Origin of the sequence: Sphingomonas sp. VDB2, from assembly GCF_047946695.1 — a bacterium.
In the GTDB taxonomy this organism is placed as follows: Bacteria; Pseudomonadota; Alphaproteobacteria; order Sphingomonadales; family Sphingomonadaceae; genus Sphingobium; species Sphingobium bisphenolicum.
Genome location: NZ_CP159617.1, coordinates 17,997 through 36,327, shown reverse-complemented (window position 1 = coordinate 36,327; position 18,331 = coordinate 17,997). Strand labels below are relative to the sequence as shown.

Annotated in this window: 21 protein-coding genes; 5 read left to right on the top strand and 16 right to left on the bottom strand. The window is 61.5% G+C overall.

The annotated features are described in order from the left end of the window. Window positions 1-101 precede the first annotated feature (101 nt). From ABT375_RS22425 to ABT375_RS22370, 12 genes are all read right to left on the bottom strand, one after another. Complete coding sequence (locus ABT375_RS22425) at window positions 102-395, bottom strand: hypothetical protein (protein ID WP_416466037.1); 294 nt, start codon at window positions 393-395, stop codon at window positions 102-104. A gap of 102 nt (window positions 396-497) precedes the next feature. Next, window positions 498-872, bottom strand: a complete 375-nt coding sequence (locus ABT375_RS22420; protein WP_149524030.1) for a hypothetical protein — start codon at window positions 870-872, stop codon at window positions 498-500. A 46-nt stretch (window positions 873-918) separates the two neighbouring features. Next, the gene (locus ABT375_RS22415; protein ID WP_416466035.1) at window positions 919-1,362 is read right to left on the bottom strand and encodes a DUF411 domain-containing protein; all 444 of its coding nucleotides are present in this window, start codon (window positions 1,360-1,362) and stop codon (window positions 919-921) included. Between the two features lie 43 nt (window positions 1,363-1,405). After that, on the bottom strand, window positions 1,406-1,801 hold the full coding sequence (locus ABT375_RS22410; RefSeq protein ID WP_416466060.1) for a DUF305 domain-containing protein: 396 nt from the start codon (window positions 1,799-1,801) through the stop codon (window positions 1,406-1,408). A gap of 70 nt (window positions 1,802-1,871) precedes the next feature. Beyond that, window positions 1,872-2,318: a DUF305 domain-containing protein gene (locus ABT375_RS22405; RefSeq protein WP_416466034.1), complete on the bottom strand. Its 447-nt coding sequence runs from the start codon at window positions 2,316-2,318 to the stop codon at window positions 1,872-1,874. Window positions 2,319-2,362: 44 nt separating this feature from the next. Next, on the bottom strand, window positions 2,363-3,001 hold the full coding sequence (locus ABT375_RS22400) for a hypothetical protein (protein ID WP_416466032.1): 639 nt from the start codon (window positions 2,999-3,001) through the stop codon (window positions 2,363-2,365). 77 nt (window positions 3,002-3,078) lie between these two features. Next, on the bottom strand, window positions 3,079-4,341 hold the full coding sequence (locus ABT375_RS22395; RefSeq protein WP_416466058.1) for a copper resistance protein B: 1,263 nt from the start codon (window positions 4,339-4,341) through the stop codon (window positions 3,079-3,081). Next, window positions 4,338-6,233, bottom strand: a complete 1,896-nt coding sequence (locus ABT375_RS22390; RefSeq protein ID WP_416466031.1) for a copper resistance system multicopper oxidase — start codon at window positions 6,231-6,233, stop codon at window positions 4,338-4,340. The genes ABT375_RS22395 and ABT375_RS22390 overlap by 4 nt, the downstream gene beginning before the upstream one ends. Before the next feature lie 93 nt (window positions 6,234-6,326). Further along, window positions 6,327-6,899, bottom strand: coding sequence for an RNA polymerase sigma factor (locus tag ABT375_RS22385; RefSeq protein ID WP_174839326.1), 573 nt, complete (start codon window positions 6,897-6,899; stop codon window positions 6,327-6,329). Beyond that, window positions 6,896-7,333, bottom strand: a complete 438-nt coding sequence (locus tag ABT375_RS22380; protein WP_174839325.1) for a periplasmic heavy metal sensor — start codon at window positions 7,331-7,333, stop codon at window positions 6,896-6,898. The genes ABT375_RS22385 and ABT375_RS22380 overlap by 4 nt, the downstream gene beginning before the upstream one ends. After that, window positions 7,330-7,611, bottom strand: a complete 282-nt coding sequence (locus tag ABT375_RS22375) for a hypothetical protein (protein ID WP_174839324.1) — start codon at window positions 7,609-7,611, stop codon at window positions 7,330-7,332. Before ABT375_RS22375 ends, ABT375_RS22380 begins: the two co-directional genes overlap by 4 nt. Before the next feature lie 139 nt (window positions 7,612-7,750). Beyond that, complete coding sequence (locus ABT375_RS22370) at window positions 7,751-8,347, bottom strand: c-type cytochrome (RefSeq protein WP_304562610.1); 597 nt, start codon at window positions 8,345-8,347, stop codon at window positions 7,751-7,753. A gap of 222 nt (window positions 8,348-8,569) precedes the next feature. On the opposite strand from ABT375_RS22370, the gene copC reads away from it, so the two are divergent. After that, a complete protein-coding gene (copC, locus tag ABT375_RS22365) occupies window positions 8,570-8,950 on the top strand; it encodes a copper homeostasis periplasmic binding protein CopC (protein ID WP_416466028.1) in 381 nt (126 codons plus the stop codon). Between the two features lie 4 nt (window positions 8,951-8,954). Next, the gene (gene copD / locus ABT375_RS22360; protein ID WP_416466026.1) at window positions 8,955-9,890 is read left to right on the top strand and encodes a copper homeostasis membrane protein CopD; all 936 of its coding nucleotides are present in this window, start codon (window positions 8,955-8,957) and stop codon (window positions 9,888-9,890) included. 10 nt (window positions 9,891-9,900) lie between these two features. On the opposite strand, the gene ABT375_RS22355 is transcribed toward copD, so the two are convergent. Both ABT375_RS22355 and ABT375_RS22350 read right to left on the bottom strand, forming a co-directional pair. After that, window positions 9,901-11,184, bottom strand: coding sequence for a type II restriction endonuclease (locus ABT375_RS22355; protein WP_416466025.1), 1,284 nt, complete (start codon window positions 11,182-11,184; stop codon window positions 9,901-9,903). Window positions 11,185-11,284: 100 nt separating this feature from the next. Next, entirely contained in the window at window positions 11,285-11,557 is a 273-nt protein-coding gene (locus ABT375_RS22350; protein ID WP_149524083.1) for a flagellar biosynthetic protein FliQ, read from the bottom strand. Window positions 11,558-11,872: 315 nt separating this feature from the next. Here ABT375_RS22350 and ABT375_RS22345 point away from each other — a divergent pair, with 315 nt between their 5' ends. The 3 genes from ABT375_RS22345 (at window position 11,873) to ABT375_RS22335 (ending at window position 15,617) form a co-directional block, all read left to right on the top strand. Next, window positions 11,873-12,760 (top strand): NAD(P)/FAD-dependent oxidoreductase, encoded by an 888-nt coding sequence (locus ABT375_RS22345; RefSeq protein ID WP_416466023.1) that lies wholly within the window; start codon window positions 11,873-11,875, stop codon window positions 12,758-12,760. Window positions 12,761-12,972: 212 nt separating this feature from the next. After that, window positions 12,973-15,231, top strand: a complete 2,259-nt coding sequence (locus ABT375_RS22340) for a heavy metal translocating P-type ATPase (RefSeq protein ID WP_416466056.1) — start codon at window positions 12,973-12,975, stop codon at window positions 15,229-15,231. Continuing rightward, window positions 15,228-15,617 carry a MerR family transcriptional regulator gene (locus ABT375_RS22335; protein ID WP_416466021.1) on the top strand — a complete coding sequence of 130 codons (390 nt, stop codon included), beginning with the start codon at window positions 15,228-15,230 and terminating at the stop codon, window positions 15,615-15,617. Before ABT375_RS22340 ends, ABT375_RS22335 begins: the two co-directional genes overlap by 4 nt. Before the next feature lie 113 nt (window positions 15,618-15,730). On the opposite strand, the gene ABT375_RS22330 is transcribed toward ABT375_RS22335, so the two are convergent. Together ABT375_RS22330 and ABT375_RS22325 are read right to left on the bottom strand one after the other, a co-directional pair. Continuing rightward, window positions 15,731-16,942, bottom strand: coding sequence for a site-specific integrase (locus tag ABT375_RS22330; protein WP_416466019.1), 1,212 nt, complete (start codon window positions 16,940-16,942; stop codon window positions 15,731-15,733). Between the two features lie 2 nt (window positions 16,943-16,944). Next, window positions 16,945-18,195: a hypothetical protein gene (locus tag ABT375_RS22325; RefSeq protein ID WP_416466017.1), complete on the bottom strand. Its 1,251-nt coding sequence runs from the start codon at window positions 18,193-18,195 to the stop codon at window positions 16,945-16,947. Between the last annotated feature and the right edge of the window lie 136 nt (window positions 18,196-18,331).

Below are 18,331 nucleotides of genomic sequence, written 5' to 3'. Positions count from 1 at the left end.
GCACACCATGACAGGCATATCAGTGGCGGCGGAATGGGGGGCATTCCGCCGCCACTGCTGGCCTAGCCGTCTATGCGACCTGAAGCGGCCAGAACTTTTGCCTAACCGACCGACGGGGCCGACGAAGGCGATGCCATGCTGTGCATCTGCTTCATGCAATCAGCAGCGTCGGCGCTGCTTATCTTCATCATGTCGCAGTCGCACGCCGCCACTTGCGTGGTATCAGGCACCCAGACGCGCCGCTGTCCCTGGAGCGGCGCACGCGGTCCATATTGCGGGACCGACTTCCACTCATAATGGCCGGACTGTTGGCTGTGGTCCGGTTGGCCGGCGAATGCGGCGACGGGTGCGGCAAGAGCTACGCCCAGCAGCGCATAGAAAACACGGTTCTTCATGACTATCATCCTTTGGCAAATCATCGGGGTAGCCGCAGGTTGGACAGGAGGTTCGATCCGCGACAGGCGCAACGACCCTTCCAGCCTTACGGCCGAGTTCGATCAGCCAAGGAGAGTCGGCGGTTCCGGTTCGGGAGCAACGTCACCGCCGCGCAGGACAGTGGTGGTCGACCAGAAGGCCAGGGTCGGATCGGCCGCGCGCACCGCAAGCGTCGGTGCGTCATTGCGAACCGCCATGGGAATGACACAGCCCATCGCGGCGATGCAGGCGAGCGTCATGCCCTTGCAGGGTTTCTGCGCGGGCTGCTGTTGCTGCGTCATCATCTTCATGCAGTCTTCGGACATGCCGGAATCGGCCGTCCCGGTCATCGCCATCGATACGGACACTACAGGCGGTGCTGACGCAAAGGCGGCTTCCTGGCCGAGCAGACCGAGCAGGGCTCCGAGCAGGAGAAAGAGGGGAAGCGCACGTTTCACAGCTGTAATCAACTACGCCAATCTTGATCCAAGAGCAACGCCACGCTCATTCGCCGTGCCGCGCGTAAATAGTTTCGCTTCCCGCACCAAAGGCTAAGACATTGAAAGGCTGAACCGGCTGCCCGGGGGCCTCCATGCCTGGTGATCCGAGAGGCATGCCCGTTACGGCAAGACCGCTCACACCACGAGGACGCTGCGTGAGAACGCGCTTCATGTCCGCTACGGGCACGTGTCCCTCGAAAACCATGCCATCGACGATCGCTGTATGACACGATGAAAGTCGAGCGGGCACGCCGTGCGCGCGCTGAAAGGCAGATCGTTGCTGATCATCGATTATGGCCACGCGCCGGCCGAATTGCTGGCGGACCTGGGAGGCCCATTTCTCGCAGCAACCACATCCTGGATCGCGATGGACTGTGATAGGTACAGCCGCGGCACTGGCGACCGAGACAGACGCGGCGAACGCAGCAAGAACGAGTTTCAGTGGCATATACACCTTCCGTTATCCCCCGCCCTTGGGCGGGGGAAAGTCTCTACTGCGCACGCTTGTGGTGAGCTCTTAGCCAGCCCTGCAGCTCGCCCACTTCCCGAGTCTGCTCGGTAATCGCCTTGGTCGCCATCGTTCGAACCTGCGCGTCCTTTGTGTCGCGCAAGACGATGCGTGACATCGCGATCGCGCCGCGATGATGCTCGATCATCTTGCGAACCCAGGTTTCCGTCGCGTCGCCGCCCATGGCGGACATCATCTTCTGATGCATCTCCATCTCGGCCGGCGGATACGGGTTGGCCGGCGTAGGGTTCGTCATCTGGCCCATGTCCATCTTCGAATGGTCCATGCCCTGCATTTGCGCGATCGCGGGTGTGGTCAACAATCCGACGATCATGACGGCGATTATTTTCTTCACAATTCTCTCCTCGTCGCCCCGCATTGTTAATACGCGCGAGCGCGCCATTACCCTCGCAAGCCTGCGCTAATTTTCGGGAATGGGATGGCGAAACCTACTTGCGGGCGAGAATAGCCTTCATCTCATCAATCTCGCGCCGCTGGGATTCCTCGATGCCACCGCACAGCCGGACGATTTCCGGGTCCTTCAAGGTCGCCTCGCGACACATGAGGATCGCCCCCGAATGGTGCGGGATCATCGAACGGAGGAATGCCGTGTCACCGATCGTCGTTTGCGTGCGGATCAGGGCGAACGATCCAGCAAATATCACAACCGAGCCGACCAAAAGGCCAGCATTGGCCGCCTTTGATGGGAACATATGACCCATTGCGAGGATCATCAGCACCACCATCGGCGCGACCATCATCAGCGTCATGTAGACCATATTGAGATTATTGTAGAAGCTCCCTAGGCTATCGATCATGACGAACATCACCAAATACATGATAATGCCGCCGACCAGGGTTTGCAGCGCGAGGCTCGCATAAGCATTCTTCATCATCGGTCGTCTCCTTTGGCCCCCGCCCAAGAATTCCCCATGTTCGTTCAGTTCTTGCGGCGGCGTTTTCGCGGCCAGCGGAAATACAAAAGGGCAGAACCAGCGATCGCCAGCGCAAGCCCCCCAGCGGCGAATCCAATCAGCCAAGGTGTGTTGAAATCCTCATGGTTCTTCCAGTCCATGATGTGGAGGCCCCAAAAAAAGTCGTAGAGACGCCAGGTGCCGTTCCTGACGGCAACGATTCGACCGCTGTTTTGCGCAACATAGATACGGGTCGCGTCGCGGTCCGGGAAATCGACCCGCCATGCCGGCAGCGTCGCCTTATATTCGGTGCTGGCGGTCAAAATGGCGCGTACGCTCGGCCTTGGCGCCACGCCGCGATAGGCTTGGACCGCGACTGCCCGCGCCATTGCAGCATTTAGAGGGGGGATACGCTTTCCAGTCTCGGCATCGTGTAGCAGCACCGCACCATCGGCCAGCTCGACCTCGGCGACCTCGCGTCCCAGCAGCAGACGATATCGGACCTCGCGCGCGGGTTTGTTCGCCTCGCGCAACACGATATCCAGAGGTGCACGGAGACGAGCTTGATCAAGCGTCGCTGGCGATACCCGCTCCACGAGACGTTCACCGCGAACCCGGTCGATCGGCAGCACGCTCATGATCAGGCCGCTGGCAAACCATAGCAATAGCTGGACACCGATGATCAGAGCCAGCCAGCGGTGGACGCGGCTAGCCCCGACGTGGAGCCGAAGCCGGTTGCTCCTCAGAACCAGGTCCGCACGCCAATGACGAAGCTCGTCGCCGTGACGTCTTTCCCATCGGCGCGCGCATAGTCTGCCGTCTGTCCCAGCTTACGATCGTACGAAACGCCGATATAGGGAGCAAACTCACGTCGAATCTCATAGCGCAGGCGCAGGCCCAGCTCCGCGTTGGAGAGGCCCGACCCGATCCGGGTTTCGGGCACATCCTGCGCCGATAGGTTCAGTTCGACGCGGGGCTGAAGGATCAGGCGCTGCGTGAGGCGCTGATCGTAATAGCCCTCGATCCGTCCCAGCACCTCGCCCTTGTTCGACAGAAACACGGCTGCTTCTGTTTCGAACCAGTAAGGCGCGACGCCCTCGATGCCGATCGTTGCGTAGGTGCGGGAGGGATTGGGCTTGAAATCGTAGCGGACACCCGCCTGCACATTCCAGTAGGGATCGAGCGCGCGACTGTAGAGCGCCTGAATTTCGGCGCTATCGACGCCTTCTCGAAAAGCCCCCTCGCCCTCGGTCTTGACGACAAGCCGATCGAGATCCTTGCCGAACCACGCCTCGCCGTCCCAGCGATAGCCATCGCGACCATTTCGGACCTGATATTCGGCCAGATTGAACAGGATCATCGAGGATGTGCTGCCGCCATGTTCGTTGTGCAGCATGGAGCGTGAATCGGCCATCGCGCCGTTCTGGTAAATCCGATCCGCATAATGATCGCTCGGCGGCAATGGTGCTGGCGCGTTGCCTGGTGCAAGGCTCGTGCCCCCTGCCCCATGCCCCGCCATCTGCCCGTCCATCGCCATCCCGGGCATCGACGACATGTCATGCTCCATCGGCTGACCACTTCCAGCAGCAGGCATATTCATGCCGGGCATATCGTGTTTCATAGCGCCACCCGCCGTGTCCGGCATTGTCATGCCAGGCATGCTCGACATGTCATGTCCGGCATGGGTATCGGCCTTCGGAGATGCCTTGCTTCCCGTCGTTCCCGACATATCCATTCCGGGCATGGTGCCCATTCCCGACATGTCGTGGGCGGCGGCATTGGGTTTCGCCGCAGGTGTCGCGCGCCTGGCGGGTGTTGGTCTGGTAGCCGGCTTGGCCGACGTTTTGCGCTTGGCGGGCGTAGCGGGCTTTGCTGCAGGCCTCTTCTTCGCGGGCGCCTTGGCTGCAGGCATGTTCATGCCCGGCATATTCTGCATGGATTGCGCGCTCGCCGGTACTGCGAAAGCGAGCGGCGCGGCGCTGATTAGGAGAAGAAGCGACTTCATGCGGCTTCTCCCCGGGGACGGACAGAGACTACGCGCATCATCCCGGCGTGCATGTGGTAGAGCATATGGCAGTGGAAGGCCCAATCTCCGACGGCGTTGGCGGTGAGATCGAAGCTCACCTTGCCGCCCGGCGCGACGTTCACCGTGTGCTTGCGCGGCGAATATTCGCCATGGCCCGTGACCAGCTCGAAAAAATGTCCGTGAAGATGGATCGGGTGCGACATCATCGTGTCGTTCACCAGCGTGACACGCACCCGTTCATTTTCGAGAAACGGAATCGGCTCCCGCTTGTCGCTCAGCTTCACGCCGTCGAACGACCACATATAGCGTTCCATGTTTCCGGTCAGATGAATCTCCATTGCGCGGTCGGGTGCCCGCACGTCGGGATTGCGGTCGACCGCCATGAGATCGCGATAGACCAGAACACGGTGCCCGACATCGTCAAGGCCCTGTCCGGGCTCTCCCGTGCGATCCATCGGCATAGGAGAGATCGTCTGCACGCCAGGCCCCATCTTGACCTGCGGGGCTTTGCTGGCGTCGCGCATATTCATGCCGCCCATTCCGCCCATCGCCATGCCGCCCATCGCGTCGCCGGCAGGCGCACCCATTCCAGGCATGTTCGCCATCGAACCACCGGCCGGCTTGTCCATTGCGGGCATCGAGGCCCCGGATTCCATGTTCATTCCAGCCATACCGCCCGCGGCGGCCCCGCTTGCCGACATGTCATGTCCCATCGCTGAGTGGTCCATGCCTTGCATGCCACCCATATCCATGTCCCCCATGCCCATGTCTTTCATATTAGCGAGGGGACGTTTGCGTAGCGCAGGCACTTCAGCTGCCATGCCTTCGCGCGGAGCCAAGGTTGCGCGGGCCATGCCCGACCGATCGACGGATTCGCCGACCAGCGTATAGGCGCGATCATCAGTCGGCGTGACGATGACGTCATAGGTCTCGGCGACCGCGATCTGGAACTCGTCAACCTCGACAGGCCTGACGTTGAGCCCGTCGGCCTGAACGACCGTAAGTTTGAGGCCGGGAATCCTGACATTGAATGTCGTCATCGCAGAGGCGTTGACGAAACGCAGCCGGACCCGCTCGCCGGGCCGGAAGAGCGCAGTCCAATTGTCCTGCGGGCCATGCCCGTTCACGAGATATGTATAGGTCGAACCCGTGACATCGGAAACGTCGGTCGGGTCCATACGCATATTGCCCCAGTCGAGACGTTCCTTGAGTGGTTGGTCTTTCTTGGCCAGGAGACCGGCCAACGTTTGGCGCTGATAGTTGAAATAGCCCCCGCCGACCTGCTTGAGCTTCCGGAAAATCGCGTGGGGGTGCATCTGACTATGGTCGGACAGCACGACGACATGCTCGCGATCCGAGCGGATCGGGTCCTCGCCTTCCGGATCGATGACGATCGGCCCATAATGGCCCATCTGCTCCTGCAACCCCGAATGACTATGATACCAGTAGGTTCCGGCCTGAACGATCGGGAACTCATAGACGAAGGTCGACTTGGCCTTGATGCCGGGAAAGCTGATCCCGGGCACGCCATCAAACTGGAATGGTACGAGTAAGCCATGCCAGTGGATCGAGCTGTCTTCGTCGAGATCGTTGATCACCGACAGGCGCGCCGTCTGACCCTGGCGCAGCCGGATGAGGGGTGCCGGCACCGTGCCGTTGATGCCAATGGCATGGCTTGCCCGGCCATCGATCATCATCATCTGATGGGCGATTTTGAGCGTGATGTCGTTCCCGGTGACGATCGGGAGCGGCTTCACGATCCCGGCCGAAACGGGCTGAGCCCATGCCGGCATCCAGGCCGACAATGCCAGACCACCGCCGGTCAATGCGGCACCGCGGAAAAGGTCGCGGCGGTTCAATACCGGGGGCATAGTATCTCCTTGTTCAACGTGCAGCACTCCGGGTCCGCAAAGGCGCTCGAGCGCGGTATCTCTCTCTCCTTACGCGCGAGCGGGGCGCACCCCTCATTCCTCGGCCAAGATTTCCGCAAGGCGCGACCGCGCACGGTAAAGGCGCGTCTCGACCGCCTTGCCACTTATCGAGAGCGCAGTTGCCGCTTCCGACTGATTCAGCCCTTCGACTGTGCGGAGCAACAGAACTTCCCGCAACGAGACCGGTAGCGCGCTAATTGCGGCGGCCATTCGTTTGATCTCCATTTTTGAGTCGGCACTGGCATGCGCGGAGGGTGCATCATCCGGCACTTGTTCGATCTCGGCGTCGGACGCTGCATAACCGAAAGTGAAAAGCTGCCGCACCTTCTGGCGGCGGTGCCAGTCGCGGCATTTGTTAATCGCGATCCGGGACAGCCAAGCCCGGAGCGGCCGCGCGCCATCATATTTTCGCAGATGGCTGAACGCGGAGACGAAGCAGTCCTGGGTGAGGTCTAGCGCGTCCTCGGCATTCCCCACCAGGCCGCGTACCAGTCGAAATATCGCAGCCTGGTGCCGATGCATGATCTCTGCGAAGGCCGGCTGCCGACCGGCGAGCGTTAGCGCCGCAAGTTCACCGTCCGAGCACGCGCGAAGATCCAGACTCACCGTGCATCGTCGGTGAGCGCATGTACCACCGCCTGATCGAAGGTCTTGGCCTGATCAGGGCGCAAGATCTGGCGCATCGCGAAGATATGGCCAAGCGTTTCCTTCTGCAGCTCGCCCATCGCCTGATGCGACTGATCGACGGCCGCCGTGACACCCGGTCCGTTGCCATGTTCGGCTTCGATCGCGGCCGCGAGACGCGCGTTGTCCGCTCTCAGTTCGAGCTCCAGCGCGCGACGACGCACGGCAAAGCGCTGCTCAAGCAGTTCGATCTGCGCCTTCTGACGGTCGTCCAGGTCGAGCTTGCTGTGCAACACGTCGTGGAGTTCGACACCGGCCGCCTTGGGCTGGGGGAAGAAGTGACGCCCAAGGAACACGCCCGCAACGGCTGCGACGAAGGCGACGACAGCTACCAAAACAAGCAATTTTGCCTTCATTGAGAGCCTACCAGCAGCGTCGAGGGGGCAAGCGGATTGGATGGCCCGAACGGCGAGAGCGTGACCGATGCCTCGGCAGGCGGCGTAAATCCGTTGCTGGCGATACCGAGCAGCACTGCTCCAAAGGCGGCCACTGCACCAAACCGGAGTTGAGAAGCGGCCGAAACCTGCGGCAATGCCGCAATGCGTTGGAACACGGCCTCCTCCAGACCGATCAGGCCCGGATGATCCGGTTCATTGCGCAAGCGGGTCAAAAGCCCATCCAAGTCTGTTTTCATCGCAAATCCCAATCTCTATCTGTTCAGCGCGCTGGCACGAGTGCCGCCCCCTCTGCCGTTCGCTCAACCGGCCCTCAGTGGTTGCGTGCCCCGCGGTCGGTTTGGCTGAACGGCGACCTGTCGGCAGGCGGACACATTGTTACGGCATCATCTTTTTCATGCCAGGCATATCCTTCATCATCGCGTCATGGTCTTCAGGCGCACTGGCAAGTGCTGCCTGATATTGCGCCGGGGTCATCTTGGGCAGTTGCCGCACGAAAGCCACCATGTCCCAGATCAATTCATCGCTATGCGTTTTACCCCAAGCCGGCATCGCAGTCAGCTTGACCCCATGCTTGATGATCCAGAATTGCTCCTTTGCCGATCTCTGTGGCTCCCGGAAAAGCTCGGGAGCCTTGGGATAAAGGCCTTGGCTGATCTCGGACTTTTCCAGCCCCGGTGCGAGATGGCAGCCGCTGCACATCTCGGTGTAGAGCCCGGCACCGCTCTGCAGTCGTTTTACATCCATCAGGTTGGCCGGGACGCCCACGTTGCGAGCCCGGACGGCGATCGAGCGATCACGAAGCTGCTCTATCAGCCAGTAGACCGGTCTGGTGTGCGGCGAATCCGCCCCGATGTCATAGGCGCCCACATATACGACAATCCCAGCCAGTGCACCGCCGACCAGCGCCGCGACCGCGATGAACGGGCCGCTCGGAAAATGTTTCCGAAGCCATGCCTTCCTTGAATCTTCCATCGCGTCCTCCCCAGCCGAAAAGCCCTCGGTCGATTGGTGATCTCGCACCCATCCACTTGATCATACGCGCGGCGAGCTTCCACCCCTCATCCGCCGCGCAGGTCTGCGGCGCACACCAGTTGGCGCTCCGAATTCGAAGAAATCGTGCCCGTCGGATGAGGGGTCACGGTGCGCGGTGCGTAAATCGCTTTGTCGGCAGTATCGCCACCCATGGAGAAATCGATGTTTCGTAAAACAGCTTTTGCCGTCGCCATGGCGGCGTCTGTGTTCGCCGCTACCGCTGTTCAGGCGCACCCCAAACTCACCAATGCCACGCCCGCGGCCGATACCGTCGCTTCGGCTCCGACCAGAATTCAGCTCGTCTTTTCCGAAGCACTGGTCGCTCAATTTTCCGGGATCGACCTGACAATGACCGAGATGCCCGGCATGAAGATGGGGCCGATGAAGATGAACGGTGTCAAGGCGACCGTGGCCGCAGATGGCAAGACGCTCGTGGCCACGCTTGCTAAGCCGCTGCCGGTTGGAACCTACAAGGTCGACTATCACGTCGTCTCTACCGACACCCATCGCATTCAGGGTAGCTATACCTTCAAGGTCCAGTAAGAGCGTGCCGGACATCATCGCGATTGCGGTCAGGCTAGGGCTTTATCTCGATCTCATGCTGCTTTTCGGGTTGCCGATGTTCGGCCTATATACGTTACGCGGGACCGAGCGAGCATCCGGCTCGGTCCTGCGCTTTCGCTCGGTTTTGGCGACGATCGCGCTCGCCGGCATCGTATTATCGATCTTGGGCATGATAGCCTTGGCGGCCTCGATGGGCGGTGTGCCGGTCGATCAAGTGGACCGCGCCACTGTCAATCTTTTGATATCGGGCACAGCGATCGGCACCGTCTGGCAAGTTCGGGTGGCAGCACTCTTACTGGTCCTGTACTTTTCCATTGTCGGGTGGCGACGCCCTGCATTCGCCCTCTGGTCAGTTTCAGTAACGGCAGCAATCGCTCTCGCGACTTTGGCCTGGACTGGTCACGGCGCGGCCGATGAAGGCTTGTGGGGATGGATCCATCTTGGCGCCGACATCACTCATCTGTTGGCCGCAGGCATATGGATTGGAGCGCTTTCCGCCCTGTGCCTGCTCATTTTTCGCCCAGCGGCCCGCATGGCAATCGATCATGTCCACCTGTCACACCGGGCGTTGGATAGCTTCGCAAAGGTAGGATCGATCGTCGTGGGTCTGCTCATCCTGTCAGGCTTCATCAACAGTTGGATCTTGGTAGGACCGTCCAACCTGGCGGCGCTTTTTACGAGCCTCTACGGCGTGTTGCTGGCAGTGAAACTGGTGTTGTTTGGCGTAATGCTGTTCCTGGCCGCCGCTAATCGCTTCTTCCTTACCCCTGCCTTGGCGGGAGCGATCGAAACTGGGGAAATATCATCGGCGATCGGGTCACTTCGCCGCAGTCTCATTGTCGAGAGCGGCTGTGCGCTCACCATTCTCGCGCTTGTTGCGTGGCTGGGATTATTGGCGCCCCCTGCCTCGGGGATGTAGACATTGAGCCTTACGGCAAAGCACGCGATATGGCCTTGATTGCTTTCAAGCCCGAACCGAACCGGGAAATCGCCTCTCGGTGACGCTCGAGCTCGCCATAGGGAAGATAGGCAATCTCAAGATCTGCGATTCGGCTGAATGCGGGCCGCGCGAGTTGTGCCCGCACTTCGCTCTCCCGCGCGTCGGGCGCCACAAGAAACAGTCCGGCTGTGGCGTGCAGTTCGCTCCCGCTCAAGGCAAGGTCGAGCATCCGGACGATGCCCGAATAAATCGACGTCGAATGCTCGACTTCGAAGGCGGCCGCGACGCGGTCGCCGCCTCGCTCGAGCCAAAGCACATCGATAAGGCGGATGGCGTCTGCGCCGGTCGATGTTGAAATTGAAGCTGGCAGGCTCTCAAGACACCCGTCCCCCAAGCGCACGCCATCGTGAAGTCGCCCCCGATCGTTGGATGCTATCCAGATATCGTAGCCCAGCGCACGGCCTATATCGCGGAGCCAAGCCTGGATTTCCGAATGGGTTCGATCGCTCTCTCCCTGTTTCTGAAGGGCCTTGTTGAGCGTTTGCGCTTCGGCCCTGGCCTGTTCGAGACGGACCGCCCACGATCCTACCGTCTGGTCTTCCTCGTCACGCGGCGGCGCCGGGTAGCGGCCCGAGCCGATATCGAACAGGAGGCCGCCAATGGCGCCGAGATCGTTCGACAGCAGATCGCGAAACCGTTCGTTCAGGTCCAGCACACCCGAGCGCATCGCGAGAAAATGCTGCCAGCTTCCGAGCTTCACCCTGCCACCGGTCAGCTTGTTATAGCCGTTGACGATCGCCGTGTTGAACGGCGGCACGAGGGTCGGATGCAGGAAGTAGAGGAGATTGGCGACCGCAGGCCCAAGCCCCTTGATGTTCAGCCGATCGATCGTGTGAATACCTGCAATGATTTCTTCGGCAGTGTCGCAACAGGCGCAGTGATCGAGCAACCTGCCGAACGCGCGTTGGTTCGCTGGATTTTCATAGATGTCAGGGATGCGCAATTTGGGCTTCCAGAGAAACGCATGGTCAGCGCCTTTGAATATCTGCCTCTGCTCCGCGACTGAATGAACGACCGTTTCCAGCGAAGAGCCCCGATAGGCCACGCCAAACCGACTGGCTTCGATCTCTGCCACTACCTGAGCCAGACCACGCCGGATCGAACGGAAGTTTTTGATGCGCTCGTCCCAAAGAAACCAGCTTTGATAGGTCGCGTTGGGGTCTTCCTTCCATCGTTGGATCAGTTGCCGCGCAAGCAATTCAAATTCCGCCAAACCCCGTTCCCCCACTCACGTCGATCTTCTCCAACGCTAGCACTCCGCCCCGTATACGAACAGTTTTTGCGCGCCCGCCCAGGACGAAAGGTGGCCTGCGTCATCTGATGTCGTCGGGAATATGCATCAGCAGGTCACGGGTGTAGTCGATTAGAAGATCGCCAACGGTTGCCCCGTAAAGCGCGAGAAACAAGATGAACGCTAGGAGTTTGGGGACGAAGCTCACGGTCTGTTCGTTGATCGACGTCGCGGCCTGGATCATGGAGATAATGAGTCCGACCACCAACATGATTATCAGCGGTGGTCCAGCGACGAGCATCATCACCCAAAGCGCTCTGCCCATCGAAACCGAAAAAGGGCTGTAGGTCTCCATCTCTCCCCCGTCGATGATGGTGTCGTCGCCCCCTGACGTTGCGACCAGTGGTTGTTGCGGGGGCGAGCAACATGGTGCGCGATCGGGTTTATTCCCGTCCGTCTTCCCCACATCCGCTCCCCCCGCGCCACGCTGCGACCCGTGGGCACCTGAGTTGTCCATCCTGCTTGGCGATGGTCTTCATCTGAATTTACGCAGCGACGCGGTTTACCCCTCGCGACCCACCGCTTTTTTTCGAAGAACGCGCAGGCTTTCGAGGGAAGAAGGGGCGTGCCGCGTAATAGGAGTGACGGGCGAGGTCAGCGAAAGGCAGGCATGTACGACTGCGTAATCATCGGAGGCGGCCCCGCGGGGCTGACAGCAGCCACCTACCTGGCCCGGTTTCTGCGTTCTACGCTGGTGATCGACGCTGGCGACGGCCGCGCCACCCGCATCCCGACGACACATAACCTCCTCGGTTTTCCAGACGGTATCTCAGGCGAAGATTTGCTTGTCCGTATGCTTCGACATGCTGCGCAGTACGGTGCCGAATTGGTTACGGGGATCGTCGACCGCATCGACCGGGTCGGGACGGGTTTCGTCGTCCATACGAATGCCAAGACATTTAGCGCACGGACAATATTGCTTGCTCAAGGCGTGACGAACCATCGGCCGCGAATGGCGCAGGGAACGCATGATCAAGGCGTCGCTCAAGGACTGATACGGTATTGTCCGATCTGTGATGCCTACGAGATCCGCGGCAAGAGAGTCGCCGTGCTTGGCTGCTCCGGCCACGGCGCGGCCGAAGCAATTTTCGTTCGCCACTACAGCGATACCATTACCTTGCTTACTCAGGATGCTTCGGAGCTTTCACAAGCTGACGAGGCAAATCTGACACGGAACGCTATAGGCGTCGAGCGAGCGCCTGTCAGCGATTTGTCGGTCAACGAAAAAGATCTTCTCGTGCATTTAGCCGATGGCCGATTGCTCCAGTTCGACACCCTATATGTCGCCCTCGGAACCTCAATTCGCTCGGAACTGGCGCGAATAGCTGGCGCAGAGCTGAGCCCGACAGGTTGCGTCGTCGTCGATGAGCACCAGCAAACGACGGTCGCCGGCCTGTTTGCTGCCGGCGACATGGTTGAAGGGCTGGATCAAATTGCCGTGGCGGCCGGTCAGGCGGCTAAGGCCGCGACGGCCATCCACAATCTGTTGTCGGGCTAAGGCGGCAACGCACCAAAACTACGTGCGCGAAAATATATGTGGGTCGGGCTTGACCCTGACATGATGTCAGACCCCAGATTGCATTTCGTCGATAAGGAGACGAGCCTGTGACTGACCCTGTTCCTGCTAGCAATTCGGGCGCCCACAGCTGCTGCGCCGGCAAGCACGGCGAAGGCAGCGACACGAAGACGGCCAAGGATCTGGTTTGTGGCATGATGGTCGATCCGGCCGCAACGCCTCATCACGCCTCGCATCACGGCGAGGACTATCATTTCTGTAGCGCAGGCTGTCGCACCAAGTTTGTCACCGACCCCAAGCGGTATCTGTCGGGCGAGGGCAACACGGCCGCGGTCGCAGCGCCGGGTGCGATCTGGACGTGCCCCATGCACCCGGAAATTCGTCGCGATGGTCCGGGCACCTGCCCGATCTGCGGCATGGCGCTCGAACCCGAAGAGCCGTCGCTTGATGATGCTCCCAATCCTGAGCTGGTCGACTTCACCCGGAGAACCTGGGTGGCTGCTCTTCTTGCCGTCCCGCTGCTGGCAATCTCAATGGTCGCGGAGATGCTCGGCATGCATTTCGTGCCGCCGACATGGTCGCCCTGGGTGCAACTCGCGCTGACGGCGCCGATCGTCCTGTGGGCGGGCTGGCCATTCTTCCAGCGCGGTTGGACCTCGATCGCGACATGGCACCTCAACATGTTCACGCTCGTGGCGATCGGCGTTGGCGCGGCGTTCGCCTACAGCGTGGTCGCCACGGTCGCACCGGGTCTGTTTCCGCCCTCCTTCCAGATGCACGGGATCGTGCCCGTGTATTACGAGGCGGCAGGCGTCGTGGTGACGCTGGTCCTGCTCGGACAGGTGCTCGAGCTGCGAGCGCGGGCTGCGACCGGTCGCGCGATCCGTGCGCTGATGGATCTTGCGCCCAAGACCGCTCGGCGGATCGATGCCAAGGGCGAAGAGGTGGAGGTCGATCTCGCCGAAGTGATGGCCGGCGACCATGTCCGCGTGCGCCCCGGTGAGGCGGTGCCGGTCGATGGCGTTGTTATCGACGGGCGCTCGTCGGTCGACGAGTCCATGATAACGGGAGAACCTGCCCCCGTCCTCAAGGAGAAGGACGCAACTGTCACAGGCGGCACCGTCAATGGCACGGGAACACTGGTGATCGAGGCGCGCGCGGTCGGCACAGATACGGTGCTCGCGCGGATCGTGAAGATGGTCGCGGAAGCCCAGCGCAGTCGTGCGCCCATCCAGGCGGTTGCTGACCGCGTATCGGGCTGGTTCGTGCCGCTCGTCGTCGCGATCGCGATCGCGACATTCATTGTCTGGAATTTCGTCGGTCCTGAGCCGCGCTTTGGTCATGCCCTGCTCAATGCGATCGCCGTGCTCATCATCGCCTGTCCCTGTGCGCTCGGCCTGGCGACGCCAATGTCGATCATGGTAGGAACTGGCCGCGGCGCGCGCGCCGGTGTGCTCGTCAAGGATGCCGAGGCGCTGCAAATGATGGAGAAGGTCGACACGTTGGTGATCGACAAGACCGGCACGCTGACCGAGGGCAGCCCGGCCCTTACGACCATCGAGTTGGCTGAGGGGTATGAGCACGACATGGTGTTGTCGACAGCAGCCGCCGTTGAAGCTCTATCGGAACATCCGCTTGCCCAGGCCATCGTCGAAGCCGCGCGCAAAGCCGAGCTTCCGATTGCGAAAGTCGAGCAGTTTGAGTCCCAGACCGGGCTTGGTGTCAGTGGCAAGGTCGACGGGCGCGACGTGGTGGTCGGCAATGCCGAACAAATGCGTCGCGTTGGCGTGGATCCGTCATCCTTTGATAACGTAGCCGACAAGCACCGCAGTGAGGGCGCGGGCGTGATGCTCGTAGCGATCGATGGCCACCTGGTCGGCCTCCTCGTGGTCGCAGATCCGATCAAGCCATCGGCCGCCTCCGCGATCGCCGCCCTGCGCGAGGAAGGGCTGCGGATCGTGATGCTGACCGGCGACGCGAGAGCGACAGCCGATGCCGTGGCACGGGCTATCGGCGGCATTGACGAAGTCCATGCCGGGCTGAAGCCCGAGGACAAGGCCCGCATCATCGGTGAACTCAAAGCAAAAGGCGCAGTGGTCGCGATGGCCGGCGACGGGATCAACGACGCCCCGGCGCTGGCGGCGGCGGATGTCGGCGTCGCCATGGGCACCGGGACTGACGTCGCCATCGAGAGCGCTGGCATGACACTGACCAAGGGCGATCTCGCCGCGATGGTTCGTGCACGCCGGCTCGCGGTCGCCACCATGCGCAACATCCGGCAGAACCTGTTCTTCTCGTTCGTCTTCAACGGGGTCGGCGTACCGGTCGCTGCCGGTATCCTTTATCCCATCGCAGGCATCTTGCTGTCGCCGATGATCGCTGGCGCCGCCATGGCACTGTCGAGCTTCACGGTGGTGACCAATGCGCTCAAACTCAACCGGGCCAAGCTATGAAGATCGGCGAGGCATCGAGCGCCAGCGGCGTTTCGCAGCGCATGATTCGCCATTATGAGAAGATCGGCCTGATCGGTGCCGCGCCGCGCCGCCAGTCTGGCTATCGCGATTATTCCGATGCCGATCTCCATCGACTGCGGTTCATTGCCAATGCCCGCGACCTTGGTTTTCCGATCGAGAATATTCGGTCGCTGCTAAGCTTGTGGTCGGACGGTGCGCGAGAAAGCGCCGACGTAAAGCACATCGCGTTGACCCGTGCCGCCGAATTGCATCGCAAGGCGCTTGGATTGGAGGCACTCAGAAGGTCGCTGCTGGACCTCGCCGAGCGTTGCAACGGGGACGAGAGGCCAGATTGTCCGATCATCGACGCACTACAAACCAAATGATTTCGGTTAAGCTTACACGCTAAGAGGTCTTCGAAACGAATAAGAAGCGGCCGTTTCTAGGATGCCGGACGACGCCAGCGATCGGTGTCGCGAAATGACATGTGGGCGCTACGTCAGATGAGCTTCGCCATGAGCCGCCCCGCCGCCCCCTGCTCAGCCGCCAAGTTTCGGTTGTACGCGAGCGGCATCCGCGGCGATTTCCAGCGCAGCGCGTCCATGATCCCGGCCAGATCCTCGCCGCTCGCGAACAGGTCTTGATTGAGCCCAATCCGCGTGGAGTGCGCGCTGATCCCCTTCAGCAGCCGAGTTAGATCTTCGGCCGTGAGATCGGGGAGCGCGCCGAGATCGAATGCCCGCTTAATGATCGACCGGAAGATCGGCCCGATTGACCCTGGATGCAGCGCAGCCGTGCCGACATCGTATTCGACTCGCGCCTTCACTGCGGGCTTGGAAAGCGTCTTGCGCAGATCCCAACCCTCGCGTCCGGAGATGCTGTCGATCGGCCTGCCGCGCACCGCCGCACGGGCCTTGTACCGTCGCACCTGCACTCGCCGGAACAGATGCCCCTCCGTGATATCGGCGGCTTCGGTCCAGGCCGTGATCGCCGCGACCGTGCGCGGGCTGAGATAGGCGGTCGCCCCCTCCCCGTCCTGATCGCCCTTGCTGCGCAGGATCTGCAGCAGCCGCGCCTCGGGGTCGATCGCCTCTTCAATATGTTCGACCGCGACCGCAACCAGTTCCGAGGCCCGCAGACCGGTATCGTAAGCGGTTGATAGCAGCGCCCGATCGCGTAGGCCCGGCAGATCGTCCGCGCAGCTCTCGAGCAGCGCGCGGATGTTAAGCCCGCGCGCCTTGTCGCGCTCGACGTCGCGGACTGGCCCCTTGAACCGCAGCGACCGCGCCTGTTTCTGCGCGGCACCCTTCTCGCGGCGCACCGCCTGCAGCCGCAGCTTGACCAATGGCGCTGGCGTTGGATCCTTCAGATCGAGCAACTGGTGGATCTTGGCGATTGACGCCTTGTAACGCGCCAGCGACGCCGGCCGGCTACCAGTCTCTGCTCGCGCATCGAGATAATCGGCGACGGTCTCAGCCGTCGCCGGGAGCGCGAACCGATTGGTTCGCCGACACCAGGCGTCGAACGCTTCGATGTCGGATTTCAGCGCGCGGATGGTGTGAGGTGACGAGGCAGCCTGGAAGGCGTCGATCAGCGCCTTATTGACAGTGATCGTCCCCTCGGCCCCCATCTTCGTCACCTCCCAGACGAGATCGATCCCGGAGTTTGGCGGAGATGGGATCAGCGGTAACAGGGCGGGCAGCTCAGCCACCTCTATAGCCTCAATTCCTTGACGATCTGCTCATGGGTGAAAGGCTCGATGCCATAGGCCGCCGCAAGGCCATTGAAGGCCTCAACCGCGATACGCTGGAGCTCGCCGGGGTCGACGGACGTCAGTGTCGCGTCATATTCGTAGGAATCCTCGACGGCCGCGTAACCCTCATCACCAAAGTCGAAGCGACCGCGCGGCCACCAGCTTCCTCGAAGATCGCTCACGCCCAGGCGCACATGGATCGGGAGCGAGCCTCCATGCGTAAGCGCGAGAGCGCAGTTGCGCTCCAGAAAGCCGAGCCACCGTTGGTAGAAATATCCGGTCGCGAGCGTCAGGCGATCACCCTCACGGTCGAAGAGAAAGCCGCCACCCACGCCCCAGAACTCGCCGGTCTGCTCGAACCACTGGGTCGCCGCGAGGGTCGGATAGACCCCCTCCTCCGCCGTCCCGGGCCAATAGACCACCGCGCCGCCTCGGCTGATGCCGTAGCTCAGCGTATTGGCGCGGGCGAGCAGCGCCGCATGTCCAGGGTGGTTGGCCAGAGCCTGTTTGGCGCCGGGGTTGGCAGCCCATTTTGAGGGGATCACCCGTGCATATCCCGGATATTTGTCCTTCCAGACAAATTTGGTGGTGCCGTGGGCCGGGTTTGTCACCAGCTGCGGCTCGGATCGGTCGAACCAAAGGTTGGCGTCGCCGGCGAAATGCGGTTGCCAATGCACCGCCTCGGGAAGCGGTGCCGGCAACTGATCTATCGCCAGTCGAAGATACTCGGCCACACGCTTTGCGAGGTCTGCGCGCACGCGCCGCAGTTCCTCGCGATCGGCATCGACCGCCAGGTGGAATGCAATAGGTCCGCGCCGCCCTCGCATATCGAAAGGCAGCTTATCGACGGCGGCGCCTTCGAACGCCGTGTTCCAGACTTGCAGGATGCGGTTCTCGCCAAGAGCGCGATGTGCGTAGCCGAGTTCGATGAGCACGTTCGGATTGGCGCAGGCCTTCCCGCTCGCCGAGACAGCGATCGGTGTGACATCGCCCACGAACACCGCGGCTTCGTCGATCTTGCGCAGGATCGTCGCAACAATATCAGGCGTGCCGGCGACGCCCTGTGTGTCCGAGGTGAGGCTCGGCCGATCGGCCTCGTCGAGATCGGCAGCCAGCATGCCGATCGCCTGATCGAGCGCCGATCGGATCACGTCGCGCGTTACGCGAGCGTCGAGATCGCTCTGCCATGACCAGAATACCGTCTTTTCCACGCGCTTGTCGCCCCTGCCCGCCTCGGCGGCTTGTACCCCACATTATAGGCCCAGTCGGCCCCAAGCTGCGATTTTGGCCAAGTCGGAGAACGTTTTGGGAACGTGGCATTCGGTATTGACGATGGAAATCATAGAA